Below are 23,823 nucleotides of genomic sequence, written 5' to 3'. Positions count from 1 at the left end.
CGCGCAGGGCGGCTACTTCTTGTGCAGGGACTTGGACCAGGCTTCCAGCGCAATCACCGCGGAGGACATGTCCAGCGCCTTTTCCGCCACCGCCGACCACACCTCCGACTGCACCTGCACACCGTAGTGGAACAGCGGCCTCTCCTGCTTGCGCTTGTCCACCAACTGGGCCAGCTTGGCGTCCACGATGTCCAGGCCCAGCGAGGCCAGTATGCGACGCTTTTGCTCCACCATGCCGGGCACGCGTATGAGCCGCAGCAGGCGGGCGTTCAGGCTGGCATCGGTGCTGACATCCTTGGCGCGCTTGTAGACCAGCTCGTTGACGATGGCGGACTGCACCACCTCGTCATCAAAATTGGGAGCGCTCCAGGCCAGTGTGCCGGTGAAGTGAAACAGCCCGCGCTTGAATTCAAGCTGCGGGCCCTCCAGCGCACGGGCAAAGTAGAAGTTGAAGCCCACCGTGTTCCAGCCAATGGCGTCCAGGAACTCCCAGCTGCCCCCGTCCTGCAACTGCAGCCGGATGCTGATGTGGCTGTGCCGGTCCTGGGTGCGGGTAATGGCTTCGGGTGTTGTTTCCACAAGATGCTCCTTGGGCCTATTTTGACCCAATCCTGCGGGTGATTCACCGCCGACGCAAACCATCCAGACGGCTGCTTGCCCAAAAAAATCTTTCCAAGTGAAATGCCCCACAAATTCTGAAAGAACTTTTTGCGAGTTTTTGAATAGGCCTCAGAGGGAGCAGCATGAAAAAACCAGTCCAGTGCCAGTTCGGTGGTCTCACCACAGCCCGCCTCGTATGCACCAGCCTGATCACCCTGTGCCTTGGCCTGCTCAGCGCCTGCGGTGAGGATGACAGTGGGAATGCTGCCACCTTCAACGTTGGCGGCACCATCACAGGCTTGGCCGCAGGTACCCGGCTTGGCCTCATCAACAACGGCGACCCCGACTCCGCCTTTACTGTCACAGCCAACGGCAGCTACACCCTGTCCAGCCCCGTAGCAGCGGGCAGTAGCTACGCAGTCACCATCAGCCGCATGCCTTCGGGCCAGTTCTGCTCGGTCAGCAACGGTGCCGGGGCGGGTGTTACAGCCAACGTCAGCAAAGTCAACGTCCAATGCGTCGCCAGCACTGGCACCACCACAGGTAGCGGCAGCTCGGGTGGCAGCACCAACCCCAGCGCCCCCGGCGGCCCTGGCACGGGCGGCGCTGGTGGCAATGGCAACGGCACCACCACCTTCAATGTAGGCGGTGTGATCAGCGGCCTGGTCGGCTCCATCACACTCATCAACAACGGCGATGCAGCCCACGCCCTCACTGCCACCTCCAACGGCGGCTACACCTTGGGTCTGCCCGTGGTCGTGGGCAGCGGCTACGCTGTCACCATCGGCAGCATGCCCGCTGGCCAGTTCTGCACCGTCAGCAACGGCAGTGGCGCAATGGGTGCGGCCAATGTCAGCAATGTCAACATCACATGCATAGCCAGCTCCGGCACCACCATCGGTGGAGGCACCTCCGGTGGCGGCACCGACCCCACGGTTCCCGGTGGCCCCGGCACCGGCGGCGCTGGTGGCAATGGCAACGGCAGCACCACCTTCAATGTGGGTGGTGTTATCAGTGGCCTTGGCGGCTCCATCACCCTCATCAACAACGGCGATGTAGCCCACACCCTCACTGCCACATCAAACGGCGGCTACACCTTGGGTGTGCCTCTGGTCGTGGGCAGCGGCTACGCTGTCACCATCGGCAGCATGCCCGCGGGCCAGTTCTGCTCGGTCAGCAACGGCATTGGCGTAATGGGTACGGCCAACATCAGCAACGTCAACATCAAATGCACAGCCAGCGCCGGCACCACCACCGGTGGCGGCAGCTCGGGTGGCGGTACCGACCCCACGGTGTCTGGTGGACCCGGCACGGGCGGTTCTGGTGGCAATGGCAACGGCAGCACCACCTTCAATGTGGGGGGTGTTATCAGTGGCCTTAGCGGCACCATCACCCTGATTGACAACGGCGACCCCGCCACTGCGCTTACGACCACGGCCAACGGCGGCTACACCTTGGGTGTGCCGGTGGTGGCTGGCAGCAGCTACGCAGTCACTGTCAGCAGACAGCCCAGCGGCCAGTTCTGCTCGGTCAGCAACGCAGCAGGCGTGGTCGGGGCCAACGTCAGCAACGTCAACATCCAATGCGTGGCCAGCAACGGCACCACCATCGGTGCGGGCAGCTCCGGCGGCAGTGCGGGCACGGGCGGCGTAACGGGCGGCGGTGGCAACGGCACCACCACCTTCAACGTCGGCGGCACCATCACCGGCCTGAGTGGTACCGTTGCCCTGGTCAACAATGGGGATGTGGCCCATGCCCTGGCCGTCACGGCCAACGGCGGCTTTACCTTTGGCCTGCCTGTGGCAGCAGGCAGCAATTACGCCGTTACCGTCAGCAGCCAGCCCAGCGGCCAGTTCTGCTCGGTGGCCAACGCCACCGGAGCCGGTGTGGTGGCCAACATCAGCGCCATCAACGTCGTCTGCGTTGCCAGCAACGGCACCACCACCACCCCCGGACTTGCGGGCGGGGGCACTGGCACCGGCGGTGTAACAGGCGGAGGCGGCAACGGCAGCACCACCTTCAACGTCGGGGGCAGCATTGCCGGACTCAGTGGCGGCACGCTCACCCTGATCAACAACGGCAACAGCGCCAGCGCCCTGGCTGTCACGTCCAACGGCGGCTTCACCTTGGGCGTGCCCGTGGCCCTGGGTGGTAGCTATAACGTCAGCGTGGCCGCCCAACCCACAGGCCAGACCTGCACCGTCAGCAACGGCACCCTGGCCTACATGGCTGCCAACGTCACCAACGTCAGCGTGGTCTGCGCCACGACTGCCTCTGGCAGCTTTAGCATAGGTGGCACGGTCACGGGCCTGCTCAGTGGCAAAAGCCTGACCGTAGTAAACAATGGCGACACCGCCAACCCCATCACCCTCAGCGCCAATGGCAGCTTCACCATGCCAGTCCCTGTGGCAGCGGGCAGCGGCTACAACATCACGGTGGCAGCCCAACCTGCGGCCCAGGTCTGCGGTGTCAAAGGCACGGGCAGCAACGTCACTGCCAACATCACCAGTGTTGCCATCACCTGCCTGGGTGCGGGCGGTATGGCCATCGCCCCGGTGCCACTGACCCCGGCCCTGTCAGGTGCGGGCACACCCAATGCCGTGCCGGGCGTGCTTGTGACCACCATGGCCGGGGGCGGCACCTGTACCGCACCGTGTGATAACGCGGTGGGGGTGAATGCGGCATTCATAGGCGCAGAAGCTGCCACCACCGATGGCAACTATGTTTACATCGCCGATGCGATCGACTACGTTGCCGGTCCCTTGGTCATCCGCAGAGTGTCGCTAACACCGCCGTATGCGGTAACCACCATTGCCGGCAATCCATCTGGCACCACTGCGGTGGATGCGCCCATTGGCCTGAACGCCGTCCTTGGCCCGTGCTGGAATGGTCTGACCTCCGATGGGGCCAATCTGTACATGGCCGATTCCCTGAGCCATTCGATCCGCAAAATATCCTTGAGCCCACCGTATGCGGTGACCACTTTAGCAAGCATTGATGGTGGAACTTACGGCCCATGGGGCTTGGCCATCAGCCCCGATGGCAGCACGCTGTACACGGGTGGTGACAATGGCAAGATCAGCCGGGTCAACATTGCCACGGGTGCGGTGAGTGTGCCTCTGGGCAACGGCATCAACTCCGATGTTGACGGGGTGGGCACCGCTGCCGGGTTCTACCAACCCCTCAACTTGGTAATCAACCAAGCGGGTACCACCCTGTATGTGATTGGCTACTATGGTGTGACCATCCGTGCCGTCGACCTTGCCACCAATGCAGTCACCACCATTGCCGGAGATTTGACTGATGCTGTAGGAAACGTGTTTACCTATCCGGCACCGGGCAGCTTGCAAAAACCGACCCCGGTGCATTTGGCAGGCAGCATGATGGGATTGACGACCGATGGCAGCAACCTGTACTTCATGGCGGGCGACCCCAACAATGGGTTCCAGTCGTTGCAGCAAATGAACCTGGCCACTGGTTTGGTGACCACGCTGGTGGGCACTTCCAACGCCTCTGTGTTGATCAACAACACCAGCGCACCCAGCACGACCGTAACCCCCAATGCCAACCTGCGGTTTAGCTTTGCACTCAGTTTGGTATCGGATGGCACCAACCTGTATGTGCTGGATTCAAGTAGCGGCGTGCTGGTCAAAGTGCATTGACGAATGCTTGTCCAATAAATTCCATCCATGTGAAATGCCCCTCAAATTCTGCAAAAACTTTTTGCGAGTTTTTGAATAGGCCTCAGAGGGAGCAGCATGAAAAAACCAATCCTGTACCAGCACAGTGGTCTCACCACAGCCCGCCTCGTATCCACCAGCCTGATCACCCTGTGCCTTGGCCTGCTCAGCGCCTGCGGTGATGGTGAAAGTAGTGATGCTGCCACCTTCAAAATTGGCGGCACCATCACAGGCTTGGCCACAGGTACCCGGCTTAGCCTCATCAACAACGGCGACCCCGACACCACCTTTACTGTCACAACCAACGGCAGCTACACGCTGTCCAGCCCTGTCGCTGCGGGCAGCAGCTACGCTGTCACCATCAGCAGACAGCCCAGCGGCCAGTTCTGCTCGGTCAGCAACGGCGCCGGGATGGGTGTCACAGCCACCGTCAGCAAAGTCAACGTCCAATGCGTAGCCAGCGCTGGTACCACCACAGGTGGCGGCAGCTCGGGTGGCAGCACCAACCCCAGCGCCCCCGGCGGCCCTGGCACGGGCGGCGCTGGTGGCAATGGCAACGGAACCACCACCTTCAATGTGGGGGGTGTGATCAGTGGCCTGGTCGGCTCCATCACCCTCGTCAACAACGGTGATGCAGCCCACGCCCTCACTGCTACATCCAACGGCGGTTACACCTTGGGTCTGCCCGTGGTCGTGGGCAGCAGCTACGCTGTCACCATCGGCAGCACGCCCGCTGGCCAGTTCTGCACCATCAGCAACGGCAATGGCGCAATGGGTGCGGCCAACATCAGCAATGTCAACATCCAATGCGTGGCAAGCTCCGGCACCACCATCGGTGCGGGCAGCTCCGGCGGCAGTGCGGGCACGGGTGGCGTAACGGGCGGCGGCGGCAATGGGACCACCACCTTCAACATCGGCGGCACCATCACCGGCCTGAGTGGCACCGTTGCCCTGGTCAACAATGGGGATGTGGCCCATGCCCTGGCCGTCACGGCCAACGGCGGCTTTACCTTTGGCCTGCCTGTGGCAGCAGGCAGCAACTACGCCGTCACCGTCAGTGGCCAGCCCAGCGGCCAGTTCTGCTCGGTGGCCAACGCCACCGGGGCCGGCGTGGTGGCCAACATCAGCACCATCAACGTCGTTTGCGTTCCCAGCACCGGCACCACCATCACCCCCGGGCTCACGGGCGGGGGCGCTGGCACCGGCGGCGTAAACGGCGGAGGCGGCAACGGCACCACCAGCTTCAACGTCGGGGGCAGCATTGCCGGACTCACTGGCGGCACGCTCACCCTGATCAACAACGGCGACCCGGCCAGCGCCCTGGCTGTCACGTCCAACGGCGGCTTCACCTTGGGCGTGCCCGTGGCCCTGGGTGGCAGCTACAACGTCAGCGTGGCCGCCCAACCCACAGGCCAGACCTGCACCGTCAGCAACGGCACCCTGGCCTACATGGCTACCAACGTCACCAACGTCAGCGTGGTCTGCGCCACGACTGCCTCTGGCAGCTTTAGCATAGGCGGCACGGTCACGGGCCTGCTCAGTGGCAAAAGCCTGACCGTGGTGAACAATGGCGACACCGCCAACTCCATCACACTCAGCGCCAATGGCAGCTTCAGCATGCCAGTCCCTGTGGCCACGGGCAGCGGCTACAACATCACCGTGGCAACCCAGCCACTTGCCCAGGTCTGCGGTGTCAACGGCACGGGCAGCAACGTCACCACCAATATCACCAGTGTGGCCATCACCTGCCTGGGTGTGGGCGGTACACCCAACACTGCCGTGCCACTGACCCCGGCCCTGTCGGGCGCGGGCACACCCAATGCCGTGCCGGGCGTGCTTGTCACCACCATGGCCGGGGGTGGGACCTGCACCGCACCGTGTGACAACGCGGTGGGGGTGAATGCGGCGTTTGACATCGCATATGGCTCCACCACCGATGGTGCCTATGTTTATATAGTCGAATTCCAGAGCACTGTCGGGGTGTCGGTCATCCGCAAAGTGTCGCTCACCCCACCGTATGCGACAACCACCATTGCCGGCAGTCTGACATCCGGCAACGCTGCGGTGGATGCGCCAATCGGCCTGAACGCCGTCTTTGGCGGAAGCGCCAATGGTTTGACCACCGATGGGGCCAACCTGTACCTGGCCGATTCCAACAACCATTCCATCCGCAAAATATCGCTCAGCCCACCCTATGCGGTGACCACCATAGCGACCATTACTGCTGGCAATACGTACTTCCCAAAGGGGCTGGCCATCACCCCCGATGGCACCACGCTGTACACGGGTGGTGACACGAACGTCATCAGCAAGGTCAACATTGCCACGGGTGCGGTAAGCGTCCCTCTGGGTAACACCACGAATACCATGGATGTTGATGGGATAGGTACCGCTGCCGGATTCCTCCAACCCGCAAACTTTGTAATCAACCAAGCGGGCACTACCATGTATGTGAGTGACCTAATCGGTAACACCATCCGCGCAGTGGACCTTGCCACCAATACGGTCACCACCATTGCCGGACTATTAACGGATAGCCAGTGTAGAGCTTGCACGTTTACCTATCCGGCACCGGGCAGCACGCAAAAACCGAACCTGATGAGTCTGGCAGGCTACATGTACGGCCTGACGACCGATGGTACCAACCTGTACTTTATGGCGGGCGACCCCAACAGGGGACGGCAGTCATTGCAGCAAATGAACCTGGCCACTGGCGTGGTGAGCACGCTGGTGGGCACTCTGGAAAACGACTGGACCAACAACCCCGGTGGCACCCTGCACCTCCCCCCTCCGTACAACCCCAGTTTTTCGTATCTGATCGACAACAATACGGCCCCCAGCACCGCCGCAACCCCCAATCGCAATCTGCGGTTCTACCGCGCGCTCAGTTTGGTATCCGATGGCACCAACCTGTATGTGATGGATGCCTATAGCCGTGTGCTGGTCAAAGTGCATTGATTGCCCGGCGCCCCAAAGCCAGCGCCCGGCGCTGGCTTGAATAGGGGCTGATCAGCAGACCAATGCTTGCCCAAAAAATTTTATCCATGTGAAATTCCCTTCGCCAGACACCACGGGAGGGTTTGGTTCCATCGCACACACCAGCGTGCATGCACTGAAGTTTGCCAAGCAATCAACTGGATGCCGTATGACAACCTGCACCACATCAAGTCTCAATGCATACAAGGCCGCTGCACCGGCCTGGCCAGGCATCCTGGTGTGTGCCCTGCTGGCCTGGGACGCTGCCCAGGCGCAGGTCGCGCCCGGCGCCGGCGCCCTGCGCCAACAAATTGAGCGCGAGCGTGTTCGCGACGAGCCGCCCAAGCAACCCCAATTCACCATCCCGCAAACCACAGAAGGCATGGGCCCGGACAGCCGCGAGGTGGTCACCGTCAGCGGCTTCCGCTTTACGGGCAACACACTGCTGTCCAATGCGCAACTGCTGGGCGTGGTGCAGCCTTACCTGAACCGTCCGCTGCGATTTGAAGAGTTGCGGGCCGCTGCGGCCGCTGTGGCGGCCAGCTACCGCGAGGCGGGCTGGGTGGCGCGTGCCTTCCTGCCCCGGCAGGACGTTGCCGGTGGTGAGGTGCACATCCAGATTGTTGAAGCGGTGTTTTCGGGTGCCAACACATCCGGCCCCGAACCCGTGCGCCTGAAAATGAGCAATGTGCTGGCAATCGCCGCCGCCAACCTCAAGGAAGGCGCACCGCTCAACGTTGCCGCAGTGGAGCGTGTGTTGTTGCTGGCCGATGACCTGCCGGGCGTTTCGGTGAGCGGCGCACTCAGTGAAGGCACGGCGGACGGGCAGACCGCACTGGTGCTGAAATTTACCGACCAACCCCTGCTGTCCGCCGATGTGCAGATGGACAACCAGGGTGCACGCAGCACCGGCAGTGAGCGCATCATCCTCAGCGCCAAGCTCAACAGCCCGCTGGGCCTGGGCGACAGGCTGTCCGGCGATGTGTTGCACTCCGAGGGCTCCGACTATGTGCGCCTGGCCTACAGCGTGCCGGTGACCGCGAACGGGCTGCGCGTGGGGGTCAATGCCTCCCAGTTCAACTACCGGCTCACAAGCGCCGAGTTTTCCGCACTCCAGGCCAGCGGCAACTCCGAAGGCGCAGGACTGGAGGCAAGCTACCCACTCATCCGCTCGCGTTGGCAGAATCTCTCCATGGGCCTGGCCTACGACCGCAGGCGTTACCACAACGAGGCCAACCAGGAGGTGCAGTCCGACTACCAGATCGATGACCTTAGCCTTGTCTTGAGCGGCAACTTGCACGACGCGCTGGGTGGTGGCGGCTACAACACGGCGTCCCTCTCTCTGGTCAGTGGTGCCCTCGATTACGGCAACCTGGACCTTGCCGAAAACACCACCCTTGCGAAGAGCTTTCAGAAGTGGGGCTACCACCTCAAGCGCATCCAGACCATCACGCCCTCACTCAGCCTGCTGGCCTCGCTTGGCGGACAGATCACCGACCAGCGCCTGGACGCTGCCGAGGGCTTTTACCTGGGGGGTGCCAACGGCGTGCGGGCCTACCCGGCCAATGAGGGGGCGGGCGATCAGGGGCAATTGGTCAACCTGGATTTGCGCCTTGCGCTGCCCCAGGGCTTTTTGCTCAGCGGCTTCTATGACACCGGCCACGTGAACAGCCGCAAAAGCGACTACAGCCTCTCCGGCTTTGGCCTGTCGCTGGGCTGGAAAGGGCCTTATGGCGCCACTCTCTTGGCAACTGTTGCCCAGCGCATAGGCCGCAACCCCAACCGCACTGTGACAGGCCGTGACCAGGACGGCAGCCTGGAGACCACCCGCTGGTGGCTCCAGTTGAGCGTGCCCTTCTGAGTTTGCACACCCAAGGTGGTGGCCAACCAGAGCGCGGCTTGAAAGTTATCCGGCTGCAAGGGCCACGCTTCAGCCGCCGATCTTGAAGAAGTCGATCGACTGCTGCAGCTGCCCGGCCTGCGCCGACAGCTCTTCGCTGGTGGCAGCCAGCTCTTCGGAGGCCGAGGCGTTTTGCTGCGTGGCCTGGCTGAGCTGGCCCATGGCGCCGCTGATCATCTCCACCGCTTCGCTTTGCTCACTGCTGGCCGCGGCAATCTCCTGCACCAGCTCGCTGGTCTTCTGGATGCTGGGCACGATGGCTTCCAGCAGGGTACCTGCGCGCTCGGCGGTGGCCACGCTGCTGGCTGCCAACTCGCCAATCTCCTTGGCCGCGGTCTGGCTGCGCTCGGCCAGCTTGCGCACCTCGGCCGCCACCACGGCAAAGCCCTTGCCGTGTTCTCCAGCGCGCGCGGCCTCAATGGCGGCGTTGAGCGCCAGCAGGTTGGTCTGGTAGGCGATGTCATCCACAATGCCAATGCGCGAGGCAATCTGCTTCATGGCCAGCACGGTTTGCGCCACCGCTTCTCCGCCTTCTGCGGCCTCGCGGTTGGCCTTGGTGGCCATGCCATTGGTGATGCGGGCGTTGTCACTGTTGTGCGTGATGGAGACCGACATGGCCCCCACCGATTCCGATGTCTGGGCCACATTGGCCGCCTGCTCGCTGGCCGCTTGCGACAGCGAGGTGGCGGTGTCACTGACCTGCGAGGCCGCGTCTGTGAGTGCGTCGGTGGCAGCGCGCACCTCGCCCAGCACGCGCGCCAGGCTGTCGGCGGTGGCATTGGCGTTGCCCATGACTTCGCCGAACAGGCCGGCATAGCTGCGCTGGATGCGCAGGCTCAGGTCACCCTGGGCAAAGGCCGCCAGCAGCGTGGCCACATCCTGCAAGCCCTGTTCGCTGGTGTCCATGAGCTGGTTCATGCCCGAGGACATGCTGGCAAAGAAACCGGCCCGGCCGTCCAGCGACAGGCGCCGGCTGAAGTCGCCCTGGCCGGCGGCGTCCACCATGTGTGCGAGCTCCTGCTCGGAGGCGAGCTCTTCGGTGCGGTCCTGCCAGTGCGTGACCCAGCCAATGGTGGCGTTGGAAGCGGAACGGATGGGCTTGGCGCGCAGGCGGATCTGGCGCCCGGCAACCTCCATGTCCACCATCTCGCCTGAGCGCGTGGCGGCCTCAAACCGGTTGGCCAGTTCTGCCTTGCTGAACAGGGTGCCCAGGCGTTGGCCAAACAAATCTTGCACCAGGGTGCCGGGGCTGGCGAGTTTTTGCAGCAGCGCCAAGGCCGCCGGTGTGGCGTGCACCAGCAGGGACTGGTCGTCGCAGACCGTCACGCATTCGGGCAAGCTGTCCAGTGCCATCTTGATGCGCAGGTTCTGGCTGGCTTCCAGTTGTTCGCGCGCCAGGGTGGCCTGCTTCTCCAATGCGGCGGCCTGCTCCTGGCGGACCTTGTCTTCCATGCTGGAGAGCGACGCGTTGGTGGCCTGCTGCGAGGCCAAAAATCCGCCGCGCAAGCCGGTGGTCTGCGAGCGGCGCGCAAAGCTGCCCTCTGCGGCTTTGGCCAGCGCGGTAGCCTGTTCACGGAAGCAGGCCTCGATCTGGTCGAGCATGTCGTTCATGTTCCAGCACAGATCACCCAGTTCGGTGCCCTCTGCCACGTGGGTCAGGCGGTGGTCAAACTTGCCATGTGCCACTTCCGAGGCGATCTGGCTGAGCTGGGCCAGCACCAGGGCCTGGGCGCGCTGGCGCCGCAGCGTCCAAGCCAGCAGCACCAAGGCTGGCAACAGGCACAACCAGGCCATTGGCGACACGCCCAGCCACAGCACTTGCGCCAGCAGCCCCAGGAGCAACAGTGCGAGTGCGATGGCTACCGCACGCACGGACTCAGACCGAAAGAATGAAGGATTCATAGCTCACTCCGTGTTGGGCCAGTGTGGTGTTCAAAAGTGCCAGGGATGCGGCACAGGCCGCCTTGGTTCCCACACGCTGTTCTTCCTGGAGCATCTGGCGGTACAAGGCGCTGACCGCAGTCACCGCCGAGGCGCGCGGCTTGCGCCGCACCGAGAAGTAGCCATCCACCCGGCCATCGGCACCATAGGAAGGGGTGACGTTGGCAAACACCCAGTAGAAGCCACCGTCCTTGGAGCGGTTCTTCACATAGGCAAAGCACTCCTGCTTCGATTCCAGCGTATGCCACAGGAACTGGAAGACGCCGCGCGGCATGTCGGGGTGGCGCACGATGTTGTGCTGACGTCCCAGCAGCTCGGCCTCGGAGTAGCCGGAATATTCAATGAAGATGCGGTTGCCGTAGGTGATGCGCCCCTTGAGGTCGGTCTTGGAGACCAGGAAGTCATCTTCCCGCATCACGCGCTCACGCTGGGCAGGCGCTGGAGTACTCTGGTTCATGGGGCCTCGCTGGGGTTTCCTGTATGTCCGCGCATCATCTCCGTTTTTTTGGCGGGCTGAAAGAAAAACACGGGCAGACACTACAGCTTGCTTGACATGCATCAACCGTAACGTGCGCTAACGCACCTGTAAGCCTTGCCCAAAGTGGTCCTGATACACTGATTCCCACGCATCTGGCATACACCGCCCAGCGCTCCATGATCACACGCATCGATTCCGAACAACTGCGGGTTGGCATGTTTATCCACGACATGGAGTGTGGATGGATGGCCCACCCCTTTCTGGTCAACCAGTTCCGGATAGCGCAGCAAAGTGAAATTGATAAAATCATTGACCACGGCATACGCAAGGTCTCCATAGACACCGCGCGCGGTCTGGATGTGCAGTCCGATGGCGCCAGTGCTGCCCCGGCTCTCGATGTGGATCTGGACCTGGATCTGCCACCCCTGCCGCCCTCCCCCGAGCCGCCGGTCAAGCCCACATCCCTCAGCGAAGAACTGGTGGCCGCACAGGTGGTACTGAGTGAGGCCAGCATCCTCATGACCGATGTGATGTCCGATGTGCGCATGGGCCGCATGGTGGAGCTCGAGCGCATGGAGCCGGTGGTCGAGAAGATGATCCAGTCGGTGCTGCGCAACCCGGGCGCCCTCTCCTGCCTGGGCCGGGTGCGGCAAAAAGACCATTACACCTTTGAGCATTCCATCAACGTCAGTGCGCTGCTGGTCAACTTTTGCCACCACATGGGCATGGACCGCCGCACCATACGCGCGGCCGCCATTGGCGGCTTGCTGCACGACGTGGGCAAGGTGCACACGCCCGACGCCATTCTCAACAAGGCAGGCCCGCTGACCGACGAAGAGTTCGCCCAGATCCGCGCCCACGTGGGCAATGGCGTGGACATCGTGGGTGACATTGAGGGCATCTCGGATCTGTCGCTCACCATCGTGGCCCAGCACCACGAGCACATGGATGGCGGCGGCTATCCCGCAGGGCTCAAGGGTGACCAGATTGCCCCGCTGGGGCAAATGGCGGCCATTGTGGATGTGTACGAAGCGCTCACCTCCACCCGTGCCTACCGGCCCGCCATGGAACCCTCACAGGCGCTGCAACGCATCTTTGGCTGGACCAAGCAGCAGTTCAACAACGAACTGGTGCAGCGCTTCATCCAGTGCGTGGGCATTTATCCGGTGGGCACCCTGGTGCTGCTCGACAGCGGCATGGTGGCCATCGTGACCGAGACCAATCAGGCCAACCTGCTGCTGCCCGTGGTACGCGTGGTGCTGGACAGCCGGCGTGACATGGTTGTGGCACCGCGCGACCTGAACCTGGCCAAGCCCACGGTCAAGGAGCGCATTGTCAGCAGTGAATCGGCTGCCAAGTGGAAGATCAACACCGGGCTGTACCTGCGATGACGGCTTCCGGCAATCTGCCCGGCCCGGGCTTGCCTGTGCAATGGGATGCCGAGTGCCGCAGCCGCGTGCTGGAAATGCTGGTGGCCAGCGAGCCCCTGCTCGACATTCTGGAGACCCTGCTGCAAGGCCTGGAAAAGCAACGGTCCGGCGCCCTGTGCAGCCTGATGCTGCTGGACGCACAGGGCACTTTCTTTGAGCGGGTGATTGCACCCAGCCTGCCTGCGTTTTACAGCGCTGCACTGACCGGCATGGCCATAGGTCCCGGCCTGGGCAGCTGTGGCACCGCTGCCTACACGGGCGAGCGGGTGGTGGTGGAGGACATTGCAAGCCACCCTTATTGGGCGAACTACAAAGCGCTGGCTGCACAGGCCGGGCTGGCCGCCTGCTGGTCGCAACCGGTGCTCTCGGCCACAGGCCGGGTATTGGGCACCTTTGCCATTTACTACCGGGAACAGCGCGCGCCGGATACCGAAGACCTGGTGCTGATCCAGCAATGCGCTGCATTGGCCTGCATCGCCATTGAAAAGGATGCCGAAGCCCGCAAGCTGCGTGACAGCGAAGCGCGTTACCGCACGCTGGTGGAGTTTTCGCCAGACCCGGTGCTGGTGCACCGCATGGGCACCATCCTGTATGCGAACCCGGCTGCCGTCCGCACCTTTGGAGCACGTGATGCCAGCGAGCTGATCGGCACTGGCACACAGACGCTGATTCACCCCGACTACCGTAGCCAGCAGCTCTCGCGCATGCAGGCCATTGTGGGCGGCATGACCATACAGCCCATGACCGAGTCGCGGTTTTTGCGCCTGGACGGCACGGCCTTTGATGTGGAGGTGCAGGGCACGTCCATCCAGTACCAGGGTCAGGACGCCATCCATGTAGTGCTGCGCGACATCACCGAGCGCAAGGCCGCAGAAGCCGCCCTGCACGACAGCCAGGAACGTTTTCGCTCGCTGGTGGAGTTTTTGCCCATGGGCATCATCGTGCACCAGGACCGCTTGGTGGTGTATGCCAACCCTGCAGCGGCCAGTACGCTCGGAGCCGCCGCAGCACAGGACTTGATGGGTTTGTCCATTGTGGATCTGACCCATGCAGACTACCGCGGGGGTACGCTGGAGCGCCTGCGGCTGCGGGAAGAAACCGGCATCGATCCACCGCCCGTCGAGATCAAGCTGCTCAAGCTCGATGGGTCGGTGATTGATGTGCAAATGCACGCCACCCTGATCCAGTACGCCGGGGCCCCCGCAGTGCAAGCCAGCTTTACCGACATCACCGAGCGCAAGCTGGCACGCGACACACTGCAACTGTCAGCCAATGTGTTCAGCCACGTGCGCGAAGGCATTGTGATCACCGATGCCGACACCCGCATCGTCGACGCCAACAAGGCCTTCACCACCATCACCGGCTATGCCCGCCAGGAGGTGCTGGGCCAGCAGGCGCACATCTTCCAGCAGGGGCCCCACTCCGAGGGCTACTACGAGTCCCTTTGGCGCGACCTGGGCACGCAAGGCCACTGGAGTGGCGAGGTCTGGAGCACGCGCAAGAGTGGCGAGCCCTATGCCGAGATGGTCACCATCAGCGCCGTCACCGATGCCCAGGGCACGGTGCGCAACTACGTGGTGCTGCTGGTGGACATCACGCCCATGAAGAACTACCAGAAGCGGCTGGAAGACCTGGCGCATTTCGATGCCCTCACCCACCTGCCCAACCGCCTGCTGCTGGCTGACCGTCTGCGTCAGGCCATCAGCCAGACACAGCGCCGCGCGCAAACGCTGGCCGTGGTGTTCCTGGACCTGGATGGCTTCAAGGCGGTGAATGACCACCATGGCCACGGCGTGGGTGATGAACTGCTGATAGCGCTGTCGCAGCGCATGAAGGGCGCCCTGCGCGATGGCGACACCCTGGCACGCATCGGTGGTGACGAGTTTGTGGCGGTGCTGGTGGACCTGCAGCAAGCGGACGATGCCCAGCCCGTGCTGGAGCGCCTGCTCCAAGCGGCTGCGGACCCGGTCACCGTGGGTGATGCGCTGATCCAGGTGTCAGCCAGCATGGGCATTGCCGTCTACCCGCGCGATGGCACCCATGTGGATTTGCTGCTGCGCCGCGCCGACCAGTCCATGTACCTGGCCAAGCAGGCCGGGCGCAACCGCTATCAGTTCTTCAACGCTGGCAGCGAGTCCGGAGCCTGACCGGCACCGGCCCCCAGCGTTCAGGCGCCAAAGGCTATTGCGCCGCCCACCAGCGTGGCGCGCACCCGGCCCGGCAGCTCGTAGCCACCAAAGGGCGTGTGCTTGCCCTGGCTGCGCAGCGCAGCGGCTTGCACCTCCCAATGTGCGGCGGCGTCAAACACGCACAGGTCAGCCACATGGCCTACGCCCAACGTTCCCAGCTGACCGCTCAGCGCGCACAGCGACGTACCCAACACACCGGCCGGCCGGCTGCTGATGGTGGCCAGGGCATCGGACAGGCCCACGCCGCTGTCGGCGGCCCACTTCAGCGTCAGGCTCAGCAGCAGCTCCAGGCCGGTGGCGCCCGGTTCGCTCTCGGCAAAGGGCAAGGCCTTGGCGTCTTCATCCACCGGTGTGTGGTCGGACACCAGGGCATCGATGGTGCCGTCGGCCAGGGCCGCGCGCAGGGCGTCGCGGTCGCGCTGCTGGCGCAGCACGGGGGTCACGCGCATGCGGCTGTCAAAGAAGCCGATGTCCACATCGGTCAGGTGCAGCGAGTTGATGCTCACATCGCAAGTCACCGGCAGGCCTTCCGCCTTGGCCTGGCGCACCAGCTCCACGCCAGCAGCACTGCTGATGCGGCACAGGTGCACGCGGGCACGGGTGGCACGCACCAGCTCGAAAATGGTATGCAGGGCAATCGTCTCGGCGGCCACCGGCACACCGGAGAGGCCCAGGCGCGTGGCCAGCGCGCCACTCGCCGCAACACCCTTGCCCAGGTGCAGTTCCTGCGGGCGCAGCCACACCGTGAACCCAAAGGTGCTGGCGTATTGCAGGGCGCGCTGCGTCACTTGGGTGTTGGCAAGCGGCACCTCGGCCTGGCTGAAGCCCACGCAACCGGCCTCGGTCAGGCTGGCCATTTCGGCCAGCACTTCGCCTTCGAGCTTGCGGGTAAGCGCACCCAGCGGGAACACGCGGGCTAATCTGAGTTGCTCGGAGCGGTAGTGCAGCATCTCCACCAGACCGGGCACGTCCAGCACCGGCTCGGTGTCGGGCGGGCAGACCACGCTGGTGACACCACCGGCCACAGCCGCGGCCAGCTCAGAAGCCAGCATGCCGCCCAGACGCACCGACAAATCGACAAGACCGGGGGCCACGATGCAGCCGCTGGCGTTGATCGTTTTTTCTGGCACAAAGCCACTGGGCAGGCTGCCGATGGCCAGAATCTTTCCGTCGGCAATGGCCACATCCGCCAGTGCATCGAACTGGCTGGCGGGGTCGATGACGCGGCCGCCCTGGATCAGGATGTTCATGCTGTGGCTTCTTTCTTGGGGGCGGTCTGGGACACGATGTGCTGCAGGGCGTCAATCAGCGCTTCGCATTCCTGCTGCGTGCCCACGCTGATGCGCAGGTGGTTGGCAATGCGTCCCTTGGCAAAGTGGCGCACCAGAATTTTGCGTTCGCGCAGGGCAGCCAGCAGATCGGCGGCCGGGTGCACGGGGTGGCTGCTGAAGACGAAGTTGGCGCTGCTTGGCAGGGTGTGGAAACCCAATTGGGTCAGCTCAGCGGTGAGCCAGTCGCGGCTCTTCACCACGGCAGCGGTGATCTGCTCGAAGTAGGCCTGGTCTTCGATGGCGGCCTGCGCACCGGCCAGGGCCAGCCGGTCCAATGGATAGGAGTTGAAGCTGTCCTTGACGCGCGCCAGCGCCTCGATCAGGGCCGGGTGGCCCAGGGCAAAGCCCACGCGCAAACCGGCCAGTGCGCGCGATTTGGAGAGGGTCTGCACCACCAGCAGGTTGTCAAATTCGGGGATGAGCGACGCCGCACTCTCGGCACCAAAGTCCACATAGGCCTCGTCGATCAGCACCACGGAGTTGCGGTTGGCGCCCAGCAGCACGCGCAATTGGTCCAGGCCCAGCGCCATGCCGGTGGGCGCGTTCGGGTTGGGCAGCACGATGCCGCCGTTGGGCACGCAGTAGTCGGCCACGTTCACCGCAAAGTCGGGGCCCAACGGCACCTGCGTGTAGGCAATGTCGTAGAGCCCGCAGTACACCGGATAAAAGCTGTAGCTCACATCCGGGTAGAGGATGGGCAGGCTGTGCTTGAGCAGGCCCAGAAAGGCGTGGGCCAGCACCTCGTCAGAGCCGTTGCCCACAAACACGTGGTCTGCACCCAGGCCAAAGTGCCTGGCAATGGCGCCCTTGAAGGCTGTGCCGTTGGGGTCCGGGTACAGGCGCAGCTGCTCACCGGTGGCGGCCTGAATCGCTGCAATCGCCCGGGGCGACGGCGGGTACGGGCACTCGTTGGTGTTGAGCTTGACCCAGCCGCCGCTTTGCGGCTGCTCGCCCGGCGTATACGCCTTCAGTTGGTCAATGCCGGTGCTCCAAAAAGGGGATGTAGTAATCATATTCATGCTTCATTGCCTGCCACGATGCTCATCACCGCCATGCGCACGGCGATGCCGAAGGTCACCTGCGGCAGGATGACGCTTTGGGGGCCGTCCACCACGGCCGAATCAATTTCCACGCCGCGGTTGATGGGGCCGGGGTGCATCACGATGGCATCCGGTTTGGCCAGTTGCAGTTTCTCGGGCGTCAGGCCAAAGCTCTTGAAAAATTCCTGTGTGCTGGGCAATAGCGCGCCGCTCATGCGCTCGTTTTGCAGGCGCAGCATGATGACCACGTCGCAGTCCTTGATGCCCTCTTCCAGCGTGTGGCAAACGCGCACACCCATCGAGGCCATGTCACTGGGCACCAGTGTCTTGGGGCCGACCACGCGCACCTCGGCACAGCCCAGGGTGGTGAGGGCGTGGATGTCGGAGCGGGCCACGCGCGAGTGCAGCACGTCGCCCACAATGGCCACCGTCAGGTTGGCAAAGTCTTTCTTGAAGTGGCGGATGGTGAACATGTCCAGCAGCCCCTGCGTGGGGTGGGCGTGGCGGCCGTCACCGGCGTTGATCACATGCACGTGCGGCGCCACATGCTGGGCAATCAGGTAGGGCGCGCCGGACTCGCTGTGGCGCACCACAAAGATGTCCGCAGCCATGGCACTCAGGTTGGCAATCGTGTCCAAGAGCGACTCGCCCTTGGCGGCGCTGGAGCGCGCAATGTCCAGGTTGATGACGTCAGCCGAGAGGCGGGTGGCGGCAATCTCGAAGGTGGTGCGGGTGCGGGTGCTGTTCTCGAAGAACAGGTTGAACACGCTCTTGCCCCGCAGGAGCGGCACCTTCTTCACTTCGCGGTCGTTGAGCGACACAAAGTTGGTGGCGGTGTCCAGGATGTGGGTGAGTATGCTTTTGGGCAGGCCCTCCACCGACAGCAGGTGGATGAGTTCGCCGTTCTTGTTGAGTTGGGGGTTACGTTTGTAGAGCATATTAAGACTTCCGCAGGGCCGCCCCAAGGAAGGCTTGCGCCCCCTTGGGGGGCAGTGAATACACGAAGTGATGAACGTGGGGGCTAACGTTCATTTGTTTTTCACTTCGAAGCTGAACGCACCGGTTTCATTGCGCGCAAGGGCCAAAGACTGTTGCTCGCCCAGCGCCACACGGGCGGCAGCAAAGTCGGCCTGCACGGGCAACTGGCGCCCGCCACGGTCCACCAGCACGGCGAGCTTGACGCTGGCCGGGCGGCCGTAGTCAAACAGCTCGTTGATGACAGCGCGCAGGGTGCGCCCGGTGTAGAGCACATCATCCAGGATGACGATGTGGGCGCCGTTGATGTCAAAGGGCAGCTGGGTCTGCGCGCTGCTGGCCAGACCCCGCTTGGCAAAGTCGTCGCGGTGCATGGCAGAAGAGATCACGCCGGGCTTGCCAGGCAGATGCAGGTCGCGCTGCAGACGCTCCACCAGCCAGGCGCCGCCCGAGGTGATTCCCACCAACCGGCTGTCAGCCTGCATCAGCATTTGCACGCCGCGCAGCAGCTCCTTGTACAGGGCCTCGGCATCCAGGAACAGGCCGCCGGATGGTGCGGGTGCGCCGGGCGCGGGCCCGTTGCCTGCGTGGATTGCTTCGTTGTTCTGGTTCATAGCGTCTGGCCCCATGGAATGTGCAGCCATTTTAGTTTCAAGGCCTGCTCACATTTCTCCGCCGCAGAACAGCCTGAGCATGTCCAGGGCAACGCCGGGCGCCGCCTGCAGGGCGCTGGCGTCAAACCCGTATTCAAAATACGGGGCGTACTGCGGGAAATCTGCCGCCTCCTGGCTGCCCAGCTGCCTGAAACCCATGCTCCACTGGGCAAAACAGCGCGCGCGCAAGGGATCGGCATGCACGGTGGTGACGTAGTCGTGGCGCGTGTCGCTGCAAATGCGCTGGTAGGTTTCCAGCACGGCGGCCTCGGTGCCCTCCAGCGCCTGGATGAAGTTGCCGTCTGCATACAGCAGCATGCCGGTAATGCCGTTTTGCAGGTTGCGGCGCACCGAGGATTCCAGGATAGACCCCAGCACGGATTCATCACGGTCCACCAACACGCTCACATAGATCAGTTGGGTCAGCTGCATGGCCGCGTCCTTCTTGGGGTGATGGTTCGCCAACTATAGGAGCTGCCTGAGAAATTGCTCCAGAATAATGCAGGCCGAGGCGGCGTCCGCATCGCGGGCGCCACTGGAGAGGGCTTCGGTGGTGCTGTAGCGCTCATCCACCTCAAACACCGGCAGGCCAAAGCGGCCATGCAACTGGCGGCCAAACTTTTTGGCGCGTGTGGTGTTCTCGTGTGCGGCGCCATCCGGGTGGTAGGGCACGCCGATCACCAGGGCTTGGGGTTCCCATTCCTTGATGCGCAAGGCAATCTGCACAAAGCGGGCATCGCCCAGTGCATGGATGGAGCCCTGCGGCTGGGCCGTGCCCAGCATACGATTGCCCACGGCCACGCCGGTGCGCTTCTCGCCATAGTCAAAGGCCATGAAGGTGACCAGATTGGCAGGTACGGGCACCGGTGCGCTGCTGCCAGCGGCGCCGCTCATGCGTGGCCGATCTGGCTGGAAATCATCCAGGACTGCAGACCCAACAGGCCCAGGGCGCGCTCGTAGCGCTCTTCCACTGGTGTGTCAAAAATCACTTCACGGGTGGCGTCTACGGTGAGCCAGCTGTTCTCGCCCAACTCGGACTCCAGTTGGCCCTCGCCCCAGGCTGCATAGCCCAGGGTGATCAGCACCCTGCGCGGCCCGGCACCGCTGGCCAGTGCTTCGAGCACGTCCTTGGAGGTGGTCATCTCCAGGCCACCGGCAATGCTCATGGTGGAGGCGTACAGCGTCTCCTGGTCGGTGCCCACGTAGATTGGTTCATGCAGCACAAAGCCGCGTTCGGTCTGCACCGGGCCGCCCTGGAACACCGGGCTGTGCGACAGGTCCATGCGTTTGAGGTCCAGGTCCACCTTGCCAAACAGCGCGGGCAGCTGCATGTCGGACGGCTTGTTGATGACCAGACCCAGCGCGCCGCGGGCCGTGTGCTCGCAGACATACACCACACTCTTGCCGAATAGGGCATCTTCCAGCCCGGGCATGGCTATCAGGAAGTGGTTGGTGAGATTGATGGGTGCAGAATCGCCGGTCATGTTTTCATTCTAGCGGTACCGATGCAAAAACTTTTTCCCTCCGGCCTGGTCTGGCTGCGGCGCGATCTGCGCGTGCAGGACAACCCGGCACTGGCCGCTGCGCTGGCGCAATGCCAGCAGGTGCACTGCGTGTTTGTGTTCGATACGGCCATTCTGGACGCCCTGCCCCGCCAGGACCGGCGCGTGGAATTCATCCGCGAATCGCTGGTGGAAGTGGATGCCGCACTGCGCCAGGCCGCAGGCCACACCAAGGCCGGCTTGATCGTGCTGCATGGCGCGGCCAGCCACGAGATTCCCGCACTGGCTAAGGCCCTGCAGGCCCAGGCCGTGTTTGCCGCCAAGGACTACGAGCCCTACGCCTTGCAGCGCGATGCCGCCGTGCACAAGGTCCTGCAGGCCCAGGGCGCAAGCCTGGTGCAGATGAAGGACCACGTGGTGTTTGAAGAGCGCGAGGTGCTCACCCAAATGGGCAAGCCCTATGGCGTGTTCACACCCTACCTGCGCGCCTGGCTAGCCAAGTTGGGGACGTCACCGCAGCCTCTGCACACGCTGCCCACGCCCTGCGCCCAACTGGCCGCCAGACCTGCGGCCCATGCGCACGCGGTGCCCACGCTGCAGGACCTGGGCTTTGAGACCACCAACCTCCAGACGCTGGCCATCCCCACCGGCCTGTCGGGTGGTGCCGCACTGCTGGACGATTTTGTGGGCCGCATGGACGGCTATGACGAGACGCGCAACTTCCCCGCCGTCAAAGGCCCCAGCTACCTGGGCGTGCACCTGCGTTTTGGCACGGTGTCCATCCGCCATTTGGTGAACCTGGCCCGGCAGCGCATGGCCGAGGGCAGCACAGGTGCCCAGACCTGGCTGGCCGAGCTGGTGTGGCGCGACTTTTATGTGCAGATATTGGCCAACTTCCCGCAGGTGGCCACCGGCGCCTTCAAGCCCGAGTACGACGCCATTGCTTGGGAAGAAGGCGAGCGCGCCGACGCCCTGTATGCCGCCTGGTGCGCAGGCGCTACCGGCTACCCGCTGGTGGATGCGGCCATGGCCCAGCTGAACCAGACCGGCTATATGCACAACCGCCTGCGCATGGTGGCGGGCAGTTTTCTGGTCAAGCACCTGGGGCTGGACTGGCGCTGGGGTGAGCGCTACTTTGCCACGCACCTGAACGACTTTGACCTGTCGGCCAACAACGGCGGCTGGCAGTGGGTGAGCTCCAGCGGCTGCGATGCCCAGCCCTACTTCCGCATCTTCAACCCGGTGACCCAAAGCGAGAAGTTCGATGCCCAGGGCAAGTTCATACGCCGCTATGTGCCAGCCCTCAAAGGCTTGAGCGACAAGGCCATCCACGCGCCGTGGATGGCCAAGCCCATGGAGTTACTTGCAGCAGGCGTCACACTGGGCAAGGACTATCCGTTACCTGTGGTGGACCATGCGGCAGCGCGCGGGCGCACGCTGCTGCGCTATGGGGTGGTGAAGAAGTAGTTTTTTCCTGGCAACTCAGGCCAGCGTATAGGCCGTCTTCACCGTGGTGTAGAACTCGCGGGCATACGTGCCCTGCTCACGCGGACCATAGCTGCTGCCCTTGCGCCCGCCAAAGGGCACGTGGTAGTCCACCCCGGCGGTGGGCAGGTTGACCATCACCATGCCGGCCTGCGCATGGCGCTTGAAGTGGGTGGCGTGTTTGAGGGACATGGTGGCAATGCCGGCTGAGAGGCCAAAGGGCGTGTCATTGGCCACGGCCAGGGCCTCTTCATAGTCGGCCACGCGGATCACGCTGGCCACGGGGCCGAAGATTTCCTCGCGGTTGATGCGCATGGCGGCGGTGCTGTCCACGAACAGCGCGGGCTGCAAATAGAAACCCTCGGTCTCGCGCTGCACGCGTTGGCCACCGGTGAGCAGCGTGGCACCCTCGGCCTGGCCGATCTCCACATACGACAGGTCCTGCTCCAGCTGGGCTTGCGACACCACCGGGCCGATGTCGGTACCGGCGGCGCAGGCATCCCCCACCTGAATGCGTGCCATGCGGGCCTGCATGGCGGCGATGAAGGCCGGATAAATCTTGTCGGTGACGATCAGGCGGCTCGAAGCCGTGCAGCGCTGGCCGGTGGAATAAAAGCAGCTCTGCACGCTCAGCTCCACGGCCTGGTTCAGGTCGGCGTCGTCCAGGATGACCTGGGGGTTCTTGCCACCCATTTCCAGCTGCACTTTCTTGAGGTTCTGCGCGCAGGTCTGCGCAATGCGCGTGCCCACACCCACCGAGCCGGTGAAGCTGATGGCGTCCACGCCTGCATGCTGCACCAGTGCATCGCCAATCACGCGGCCCGGGCCCATCACCAGGTTGAACACACCGGCCGGAATGCCGGAGCGGCTGATGATCTCGGCCAGCGCCCAGGCGCAGCCCGGCACCAGGTCGGCCGGCTTGAGCACCACGCAGTTGCCATAGGCCAGGGCCGGGGCAACTTTCCAGGCCGGGATGGCGATGGGGAAGTTCCAGGGTGTGATGAGGCCCACCACACCGATGGGCTCGCGGGTGATTTCCACGCCGATGTTCGGACGCACCGAGGGCAGCGTGTCACCGGCCATGCGCAGGCACTCGCCTGCAAAGAACTTGAAGATGTGGCCGGCACGGGTGACCTCGCCAATGCCTTCCGGGCGGGTCTTGCCCTCCTCGCGTGCCAGCAGCGTGCCCAGCTCTTCGCGGCGGGCCAGTATCTCGCTGCCGATCTTGTCCAGTGCATCGCTACGCGCCTGGATACCGCTGGTGCTCCACGCGGGAAAGGCAGCGCGGGCGGCGGCCACGGCGGCTTCCACGTGGCTGGCATCACCCTGGGTATATTCGCCCACCACATCGGCCAGGTTGCTGGGGTTGATGTTGGGGCTGGAGGCGGGGCCAGAGACCCACTCGCCGTTGATGAGGTTGTGATGAACAGTCATGGATCAATGCTTTGAAAAAAAGGAGCGGCCGCCGTGGCCGTGGCCATGGCCGTGCAATCGGTGACGGGCTTGGCGGGCTTAGCGGCCCCAACGCAGGACCAGTGGGTCCAGGCGTTTGGCGGTGTCCAGCAGGCCGCGGCGCACTTCGGGGTGCATGGCGGGAAAGGGATGGCGCGGGTCTTCGCAGGCGATGATGCCGCCGGCCTTCA

Annotated in this window: 17 protein-coding genes and 1 pseudogene; 6 read left to right on the top strand and 12 right to left on the bottom strand. The window is 63.7% G+C overall.

All coding sequences use genetic code 11. The annotated features are described in order from the left end of the window. Positions 1 to 12: 12 nt before the first annotated feature. On the bottom strand, positions 13 to 579 hold the full coding sequence (locus tag DIC66_RS20205; protein ID WP_117179989.1) for a hypothetical protein: 567 nt from the start codon (positions 577 to 579) through the stop codon (positions 13 to 15). Positions 580 to 743: 164 nt separating this feature from the next. Here DIC66_RS20205 and DIC66_RS20200 point away from each other — a divergent pair, with 164 nt between their 5' ends. The 3 genes from DIC66_RS20200 (at position 744) to DIC66_RS20190 (ending at position 9,117) form a co-directional block, all read left to right on the top strand. After that, on the top strand, positions 744 to 4,262 hold the full coding sequence (locus tag DIC66_RS20200) for a beta strand repeat-containing protein (RefSeq protein WP_117179988.1): 3,519 nt from the start codon (positions 744 to 746) through the stop codon (positions 4,260 to 4,262). Positions 4,263 to 4,358: 96 nt separating this feature from the next. After that, positions 4,359 to 7,238 (top strand): NHL repeat-containing protein, encoded by a 2,880-nt coding sequence (locus tag DIC66_RS20195; RefSeq protein ID WP_117179987.1) that lies wholly within the window; start codon positions 4,359 to 4,361, stop codon positions 7,236 to 7,238. Positions 7,239 to 7,425: 187 nt separating this feature from the next. Further along, the gene (locus DIC66_RS20190; protein WP_117179986.1) at positions 7,426 to 9,117 is read left to right on the top strand and encodes a ShlB/FhaC/HecB family hemolysin secretion/activation protein; all 1,692 of its coding nucleotides are present in this window, start codon (positions 7,426 to 7,428) and stop codon (positions 9,115 to 9,117) included. A gap of 69 nt (positions 9,118 to 9,186) precedes the next feature. Here the strand turns inward: DIC66_RS20190 and DIC66_RS20185 are convergent, their stop codons facing one another. Then, a complete protein-coding gene (locus DIC66_RS20185) occupies positions 9,187 to 11,058 on the bottom strand; it encodes a methyl-accepting chemotaxis protein (RefSeq protein ID WP_117179985.1) in 1,872 nt (623 codons plus the stop codon). Beyond that, positions 11,033 to 11,554: a PAS domain-containing protein gene (locus tag DIC66_RS20180; protein ID WP_233506026.1), complete on the bottom strand. Its 522-nt coding sequence runs from the start codon at positions 11,552 to 11,554 to the stop codon at positions 11,033 to 11,035. Before DIC66_RS20180 ends, DIC66_RS20185 begins: the two co-directional genes overlap by 26 nt. Positions 11,555 to 11,751: 197 nt before the next feature. Between DIC66_RS20180 and DIC66_RS20175 the strand changes: the two genes are divergently transcribed. Both DIC66_RS20175 and DIC66_RS20170 read left to right on the top strand, forming a co-directional pair. Beyond that, a complete protein-coding gene (locus DIC66_RS20175; protein ID WP_117179983.1) occupies positions 11,752 to 12,966 on the top strand; it encodes an HD-GYP domain-containing protein in 1,215 nt (404 codons plus the stop codon). Then, positions 12,963 to 15,152, top strand: coding sequence for a sensor domain-containing diguanylate cyclase (locus DIC66_RS20170; protein WP_117179982.1), 2,190 nt, complete (start codon positions 12,963 to 12,965; stop codon positions 15,150 to 15,152). The genes DIC66_RS20175 and DIC66_RS20170 overlap by 4 nt, the downstream gene beginning before the upstream one ends. A gap of 20 nt (positions 15,153 to 15,172) precedes the next feature. On the opposite strand, the gene DIC66_RS20165 is transcribed toward DIC66_RS20170, so the two are convergent. From DIC66_RS20165 to DIC66_RS20135, 7 genes are all read right to left on the bottom strand, one after another. Further along, a complete protein-coding gene (locus DIC66_RS20165; RefSeq protein WP_117179981.1) occupies positions 15,173 to 16,444 on the bottom strand; it encodes a dihydroorotase in 1,272 nt (423 codons plus the stop codon). Continuing rightward, the gene (hisC, locus tag DIC66_RS20160; protein ID WP_117179980.1) at positions 16,441 to 17,538 is read right to left on the bottom strand and encodes a histidinol-phosphate transaminase; all 1,098 of its coding nucleotides are present in this window, start codon (positions 17,536 to 17,538) and stop codon (positions 16,441 to 16,443) included. Before hisC ends, DIC66_RS20165 begins: the two co-directional genes overlap by 4 nt. A gap of 2 nt (positions 17,539 to 17,540) precedes the next feature. Then, positions 17,541 to 18,503, bottom strand: a complete 963-nt coding sequence (locus DIC66_RS20155) for an aspartate carbamoyltransferase catalytic subunit (protein ID WP_117179979.1) — start codon at positions 18,501 to 18,503, stop codon at positions 17,541 to 17,543. A 90-nt stretch (positions 18,504 to 18,593) separates the two neighbouring features. Next, a complete protein-coding gene (gene pyrR, locus DIC66_RS20150) occupies positions 18,594 to 19,154 on the bottom strand; it encodes a bifunctional pyr operon transcriptional regulator/uracil phosphoribosyltransferase PyrR (protein WP_117179978.1) in 561 nt (186 codons plus the stop codon). Positions 19,155 to 19,202: 48 nt separating this feature from the next. Next, positions 19,203 to 19,625 carry a BLUF domain-containing protein gene (locus tag DIC66_RS20145; RefSeq protein WP_147321368.1) on the bottom strand — a complete coding sequence of 141 codons (423 nt, stop codon included), beginning with the start codon at positions 19,623 to 19,625 and terminating at the stop codon, positions 19,203 to 19,205. A gap of 33 nt (positions 19,626 to 19,658) precedes the next feature. Then, on the bottom strand, positions 19,659 to 20,087 hold the full coding sequence (gene ruvX / locus DIC66_RS20140) for a Holliday junction resolvase RuvX (protein WP_117179976.1): 429 nt from the start codon (positions 20,085 to 20,087) through the stop codon (positions 19,659 to 19,661). Continuing rightward, entirely contained in the window at positions 20,084 to 20,677 is a 594-nt protein-coding gene (locus DIC66_RS20135) for a YqgE/AlgH family protein (RefSeq protein ID WP_117179975.1), read from the bottom strand. Before DIC66_RS20135 ends, ruvX begins: the two co-directional genes overlap by 4 nt. A 21-nt stretch (positions 20,678 to 20,698) precedes the next feature. On the opposite strand from DIC66_RS20135, the gene DIC66_RS20130 reads away from it, so the two are divergent. After that, positions 20,699 to 22,162: a cryptochrome/photolyase family protein gene (locus DIC66_RS20130; RefSeq protein ID WP_117179974.1), complete on the top strand. Its 1,464-nt coding sequence runs from the start codon at positions 20,699 to 20,701 to the stop codon at positions 22,160 to 22,162. Positions 22,163 to 22,177: 15 nt separating this feature from the next. Here the strand turns inward: DIC66_RS20130 and DIC66_RS20125 are convergent, their stop codons facing one another. Together DIC66_RS20125 and DIC66_RS20120 are read right to left on the bottom strand one after the other, a co-directional pair. Then, entirely contained in the window at positions 22,178 to 23,614 is a 1,437-nt protein-coding gene (locus tag DIC66_RS20125; RefSeq protein ID WP_117179973.1) for an aldehyde dehydrogenase family protein, read from the bottom strand. Positions 23,615 to 23,692: 78 nt separating this feature from the next. Continuing rightward, positions 23,693 to 23,823, bottom strand: a pseudogene (locus DIC66_RS20120) (dihydrodipicolinate synthase family protein); the annotation flags it as partial.

The organism is Rhodoferax lacus (assembly GCF_003415675.1).
Lineage (GTDB): Bacteria > Pseudomonadota > Gammaproteobacteria > Burkholderiales > Burkholderiaceae_C > Allorhodoferax > Allorhodoferax lacus.
This window is presented reverse-complemented; position numbering and strand designations above follow the sequence as displayed.

Excerpts from the sequence above, each read along its gene's own strand:
- DIC66_RS20200 (WP_117179988.1), top strand. The coding sequence starts at position 744 with ATGAAAAAACCAGTCCAGTGCCAGTTCGGTGGTCTCACCACAGCCCGC.
- DIC66_RS20195 (WP_117179987.1), top strand. The coding sequence starts at position 4,359 with ATGAAAAAACCAATCCTGTACCAGCACAGTGGTCTCACCACAGCCCGC.
- DIC66_RS20190 (WP_117179986.1), top strand. The coding sequence starts at position 7,426 with ATGACAACCTGCACCACATCAAGTCTCAATGCATACAAGGCCGCTGCA.
- DIC66_RS20185 (WP_117179985.1), bottom strand. The coding sequence starts at position 11,058 with ATGAATCCTTCATTCTTTCGGTCTGAGTCCGTGCGTGCGGTAGCCATC.
- DIC66_RS20180 (WP_233506026.1), bottom strand. The coding sequence starts at position 11,554 with ATGAACCAGAGTACTCCAGCGCCTGCCCAGCGTGAGCGCGTGATGCGG.
- DIC66_RS20175 (WP_117179983.1), top strand. The coding sequence starts at position 11,752 with ATGATCACACGCATCGATTCCGAACAACTGCGGGTTGGCATGTTTATC.
- DIC66_RS20170 (WP_117179982.1), top strand. The coding sequence starts at position 12,963 with ATGACGGCTTCCGGCAATCTGCCCGGCCCGGGCTTGCCTGTGCAATGG.
- DIC66_RS20165 (WP_117179981.1), bottom strand. The coding sequence starts at position 16,444 with ATGAACATCCTGATCCAGGGCGGCCGCGTCATCGACCCCGCCAGCCAG.
- hisC (WP_117179980.1), bottom strand. The coding sequence starts at position 17,538 with ATGATTACTACATCCCCTTTTTGGAGCACCGGCATTGACCAACTGAAG.
- DIC66_RS20155 (WP_117179979.1), bottom strand. The coding sequence starts at position 18,503 with ATGCTCTACAAACGTAACCCCCAACTCAACAAGAACGGCGAACTCATC.
- pyrR (WP_117179978.1), bottom strand. The coding sequence starts at position 19,154 with ATGAACCAGAACAACGAAGCAATCCACGCAGGCAACGGGCCCGCGCCC.
- DIC66_RS20145 (WP_147321368.1), bottom strand. The coding sequence starts at position 19,625 with ATGCAGCTGACCCAACTGATCTATGTGAGCGTGTTGGTGGACCGTGAT.
- ruvX (WP_117179976.1), bottom strand. The coding sequence starts at position 20,087 with ATGAGCGGCGCCGCTGGCAGCAGCGCACCGGTGCCCGTACCTGCCAAT.
- DIC66_RS20135 (WP_117179975.1), bottom strand. The coding sequence starts at position 20,677 with ATGACCGGCGATTCTGCACCCATCAATCTCACCAACCACTTCCTGATA.
- DIC66_RS20130 (WP_117179974.1), top strand. The coding sequence starts at position 20,699 with ATGCAAAAACTTTTTCCCTCCGGCCTGGTCTGGCTGCGGCGCGATCTG.
- DIC66_RS20125 (WP_117179973.1), bottom strand. The coding sequence starts at position 23,614 with ATGACTGTTCATCACAACCTCATCAACGGCGAGTGGGTCTCTGGCCCC.